A 4,885-nucleotide genomic window follows, 5' to 3' on the forward strand; every position below is an offset into this window, starting at 1 on the left:
AGACTGAGCATGATGAGATATTCCGCATCACCGGTGCAGTCGGTGGTGTAGGGCACGGTGACATCAGCTGTTGCTCCTGCCGCAACCGACGGCATGTCTGTGCGTCCTTCCTCAACAGTGCGGCCGTCTTTCAGAACTGTATAGCGCAGATAGAAGTCGCTGAGGTCTGTGAAGTTGTATTTGTTTCTTATGGTGAGTGTGTTACCCTCGAACTTCTCGAATGCTACGTGCTGGTAAACCTTCTTCACTTCTCTCAGTTTGGCTGTCCATACACGGTTGGCTGTTATCAGACCGTTGTTCACGAAGTTGCCCTGGAAGCCGTTGTTTACGTCTGGATAATTGTAGTCGTAACCTGAAGTGAAGTAGTTGAATCCACGTTCGTTCTGCTTGATGCCGGATGCGAGTTTTTCCGGATCATATATTGACTGGTCCACCCAGTCCCAGATGCAACCGCCGATGATACCGGTGCTGCTTTCTATCACATTCCAGTAGTCGATGAGGTTGCCCACGGCCTGTCCCATGGCGTGTGCGTATTCGCAGATGAAGTATGGCATACCGCTGTTTCCTCCGCTCTTCTGTCTCACGCTTTCAACGGTCGGATACATGTCTGAGTACATGTCTGAATAACCGCTTGTTGCGCTTCCGGCCTCATAATGAATCATTCGGTTGTCGATGGCTTTCACAGCACGGTATGCGTCGGCCATGTTGCTGCCGTTGCCGCATTCGTTGCCAAGCGACCAGAAGATGACGCTCGGGTGGTTGCGGTCGCGCATCACCATGCGCACGTTGCGGTCTACGAATGCATCAGACCATGAGCTGGTGTTTGTCAGACCCTGATTGCCGTGACATTCCACATCGGCTTCGTCCATGACATAGAGTCCGAAGTGGTCGAACATTGCGTACATCTTCGGCTGGCGCGGGTAGTGGCTTGTGCGTACGGTGTTGACATTGGCCTGCTTCATCATGCGCACATCGGTGAGCATTGTCTCCATGTCTATGGCGCGGCCGTATTCGGGATGTGTGTCCTGATTGTTCACACCTTTGAAGAATATGCGCTGTCCGTTGATATACACGAGATTGCCACTGCGTGTGATGTTACGGAAACCGTATTTTGTAGAGAATACCATCTCCTCAGCTCCGTCGGCGTTGTTCTGGCGTACGACGACAGTGTAGAGATAAGGTTTCTCAGCGTTCCACGGTGTGAGTCCCGTGAGCTTATCTGTAGAGAGCGTGATGCTCTTTGTCTTGTCAGCCTCGGTCAGTTCAACATTCTGATTCATGCTTGCTACCGTAGAGCCGTCTGCGTCGAGCAGTTCCACCTCAATGTTCTTCTTTGTCGTCTCGCCGTCACGGTTGTCGATGGTCAGCGCTACGTTCATTGTTGCACTGGTGGCCCCGGTGTTCATGTTGGTTGAGGTGATGTAGTGGTCGCTTACGAATGTCTTGGGAGTTGCAACCAGATATACGTCGCGGTGGATTCCACTCAGATGCCACATGTCCTGACCTTCGAGGTATGAGCCGTCGCACCAACGGTAGACACGCACTGACAGTTGGTTGTCGCTGCCCGGAGTTACGAAGTCGGTGATGTCGAACTCGGCATCGGTGTTGGATCCCTGAGAGTATCCTACGTACTTGCCGTTCACCCAGACTGCGGCTGCGCTGTAGACACCGTCGAAGTGGATGAACACGCGCTTGTCGTTCCATGACTCGGGCAGGGTGAAGGTGCGGCGGTAGAAGCCGGTGGAGTTGTTGTCGGTCACACCGTTATATTCGCGTCCACGGTTTGCGTTCGGCGCATTATTATAGAACGGATAACCCACATTGGTATATACTGGTTTGCCGTAGCCTGCCATTTCCCATGACAGTGGTACTTTTATCTCGTCCCACGAGCTGTCGTCATATCCTGCTGCGAAGAATTCGCTGCTTCCGGGACCTGATGCTGTACCCGGTACATACTTGAATTTCCACTGTCCGTTCAGACTGATGGTCATTGCTTTCTCCGGTGTGAGCCACGGAGTAGAGTAGAATGCGTCGGACTTCATCTCGGCTGTTGTGGCATAAGGGATGAATGTGGCATGTGCATCTTCCTTCCAGTCGCCCAGTTTGTTCTGATCGGATATGAACGATACGTTGAATTTGCGGTCCTCTACCGGTGGCTCAATGCCGCCTTCGGCTTTTGTGAATACAAATGATGTTGCAGCCTCTGCATCTGTTGTGCGTGCCGGTGTGCCGTTGGATACAGTCAGGTAATACGGATAATTGTCGTAGTATACGCAGATCTTATAGCTTCCGTCTTCCTGTGCCTCGAACTTGAAAAGCTGGTTGGGATTGTTCGTACCAGCTGTCCACTGCAATGGTGGCAATGCTGTGTTGTTGCATGCCATGTCGAGAGCCTTGCCTGAATAGACGTTGATGAGCATGTTGTCGTAGTCGGACGATGTTCCGGCTGACTGCAGTTGCCACTGTTGGTTTGTGGTGCTGCCGAGTTTCTCAATGCTTATTGGCGCGTCGTTCTCGGTGGAATTGACGGTTATTACGCTGTTCGGATTGCCGGCTACGCTGATGTAGTATTTACCGCCGACTACAGGTGTTTCGCCACCTTCACCTCCGTCTCCTCCTTCACCGGGTGTGATGACACTCACTTCTTTATAGGTAGCCCAGCTGCGGGTTTCGCCCTGTGTGCTGCCCACAGAAACAGAAGACTGTTCGTAAAGCGGCGACATGGCACCAGCTGTGTATTTGTTCTGTAGCTGTCCGTTTATGAGAAGTCCTTCCGGAGTGAGGTCAACGGTAAGGTCTGTGCTGCTCAATGCGACATTGGTCTGTATGCTCTGCTGCTCAAGGTCGAGCCAGTTGAGCTGGAGTGTATTTGTTGACGGTGTGTAGTACAGATGTATGTTGTATGCGCCGTTCCACTCGCTTATATTTGTTCCGATAGAGAGAATATTCTCCCATGTGTTGTAATACTGGCACGATGACAGGTCTATTTCGGCATGTATCGTTTGCTTTGTCAGGTCCACTGACGACAATGTCTTGCTGAATGTGCTGCCTTTAGGCGAGTAACCGCTCCACAGCACTTCCTTTGTGTCTTCGGCCGACAGGTTGCCTGCAAAGCAGAAGCCGAGCAGGACTGTGAGAATTATATGATATATATTTTTCATTTGTTGGCTTGCTTTATTTTATGACAATCTTCTTTCCTTTGACTACGTATACGCCTTCCGGCATGTCTTTGGTGTCTGAGGCATCATTGCGCATCTTCTGTCCGCCGATGGTGTATATCTGTCCGCCGGCGTTCTCATTATCGGATGTTATGCCGTCAATGCCGTCGGTTCCTTCATCGAGCGACCATCCGTTGAGTTTGCCGGAGGCTGTCGATGTGATGAATCCGCGGAAGCCTTTGACTGTCATATCCTCGTCTGTGTGATAAAGTGTGTTCCTGCTTATGACATAGGAGCCGGCCGGAACATAGACTGCCGTGAAGCAGCCCTTCAGTGTGAACGCGTCGTAGGTGACAGGCTGCGGTTCCTTGACAAAGCGGTTGATGCCGGTGAATACGTAACATCCTTCGGCCGGTGCTTCATGCGATGCACTTATATAAATAAGATAGGGCTTGCCGGCTTCGGCCTTGTCGGAATATTTGAAGTTGAGAACCATATCGGTGCAGCCGCTGTATTCGGCCAGACGTACATCCTTGCCGAAAGCTGAGCTGAGTTGTGCGGCGTCGATGTCGAACGGAACGCAGAAGGTGTTCCAGCAGCCGGGGCTGAACGTGCGCTTGAGTTTCACGGTCATGTTTGTACCGGCAGGTGCGCTGTATGTCTCGGAGTTCTCGTCGAGCACTATGGTGTTGTCTGTGTAGTCGCCCTCTGCAACGAATATCCACTGACCTTCGGTATAATTGACGGCCGGTGCATACGGCAGCATCTTCAGTGCGCCTGCTGCCGTGGTTGTGGCGTCGGCATAAAGGAACGGAAATGTGTTGCCTTCCTTCATGCGGTAGGATATGTTGTATATGTTGTTCTTGCCTTCCACCGGAGTGAAGAACCACTGGTCGTATGTGCCGCTGCCGTCGGTGCTGATGCCGTTGAACGGTGTAACGGAGATGTGACCTTCGGATGCTGTCATGTAGAAAGTTCCTGCTGTCGGGTCAGCCTCGGTGAGTGTCACCGGTGTTCCGGCGGACGATAGTGAGAGTGTCTTGTTGCTGTCATAAAGATAGCCGGCACTGTTCAGATTGTAAATGTAATAAGTCTGTCCTGCCTCCGGCCTCTGCGCGGCAGGCTGTGCCATTGTTGTGGCTACAGGTAGTAGTGCCAGGAGTAAAGTTTTTAATTTCATCATGTTTTGCTTCTGTTTTGTGCTTCGTTTACCATTCAGTGTCCCAGATATTGTTTTCCTTGGAGTCTGCCCCGTTTTCTGGTGTACCCTCTACGGCGTCATTTATATCCAGATTTGGCGGATTACTGCCGCCGCTGCCGCTCATGAAATGACTCTCTGCAGTAAGCCCGATAACTGTGATGGACGGTTTGCTGTAGTTTTCTTTTTTCATAACATTTTAAGTTTTGTCAGTTAATAATTACAGTGTGGTTTTATTAAGTAAAAGTATGAATAATCTTTGGTTTTAGGTTTTTAATAAAAAGACGACAAGCAAAGGTGTCTGTCGCAATTTTCTTTTAAGCGAAAACGATAAGAGCCTGACACACCGAGGGCGTGCCAGGCTCTTAGAGCTTGTCTTATGATATGATCCGTAAGATGTGAAAATCAACGTACAACATGTTTCTTTCCGTTCACGATATAAATACCTTTGGGAAGATTGTCTGTTGTTGTTCCGTCAGATACTTTCTGACCGTTGAGGTTATAGACACCTGTTACATTGGTATTTTCT

Annotated in this window: 3 protein-coding genes; all 3 read right to left on the bottom strand. The window is 50.4% G+C overall.

What is annotated here, in order from left to right; genetic code table 11:
• On the bottom strand, positions 1-3,161 hold a 3,161-nt coding region (locus tag WKT13_RS13230; protein ID WP_340324224.1), incomplete at its 3' end, for a glycoside hydrolase family 2 TIM barrel-domain containing protein.
• A gap of 13 nt (positions 3,162-3,174) precedes the next feature.
• Positions 3,175-4,341 (bottom strand): hypothetical protein, encoded by a 1,167-nt coding sequence (locus WKT13_RS13235; protein ID WP_340324225.1) that lies wholly within the window; start codon positions 4,339-4,341, stop codon positions 3,175-3,177.
• 25 nt (positions 4,342-4,366) lie between these two features.
• Positions 4,367-4,549, bottom strand: coding sequence for a hypothetical protein (locus WKT13_RS13240; protein WP_340324226.1), 183 nt, complete (start codon positions 4,547-4,549; stop codon positions 4,367-4,369).
• Between the last annotated feature and the right edge of the window lie 336 nt (positions 4,550-4,885).

It is taken from the genome of Prevotella sp. HCN-7019, from assembly GCF_037890215.1.
Classification (GTDB): domain Bacteria; phylum Bacteroidota; class Bacteroidia; order Bacteroidales; family Bacteroidaceae; genus Prevotella.

Bases quoted from the DNA above. Each gene is read 5' to 3' on its own strand.
- WKT13_RS13235 (WP_340324225.1), bottom strand. From the start codon at position 4,341: ATGATGAAATTAAAAACTTTACTCCTGGCACTACTACCTGTAGCCACA.
- WKT13_RS13240 (WP_340324226.1), bottom strand. From the start codon at position 4,549: ATGAAAAAAGAAAACTACAGCAAACCGTCCATCACAGTTATCGGGCTT.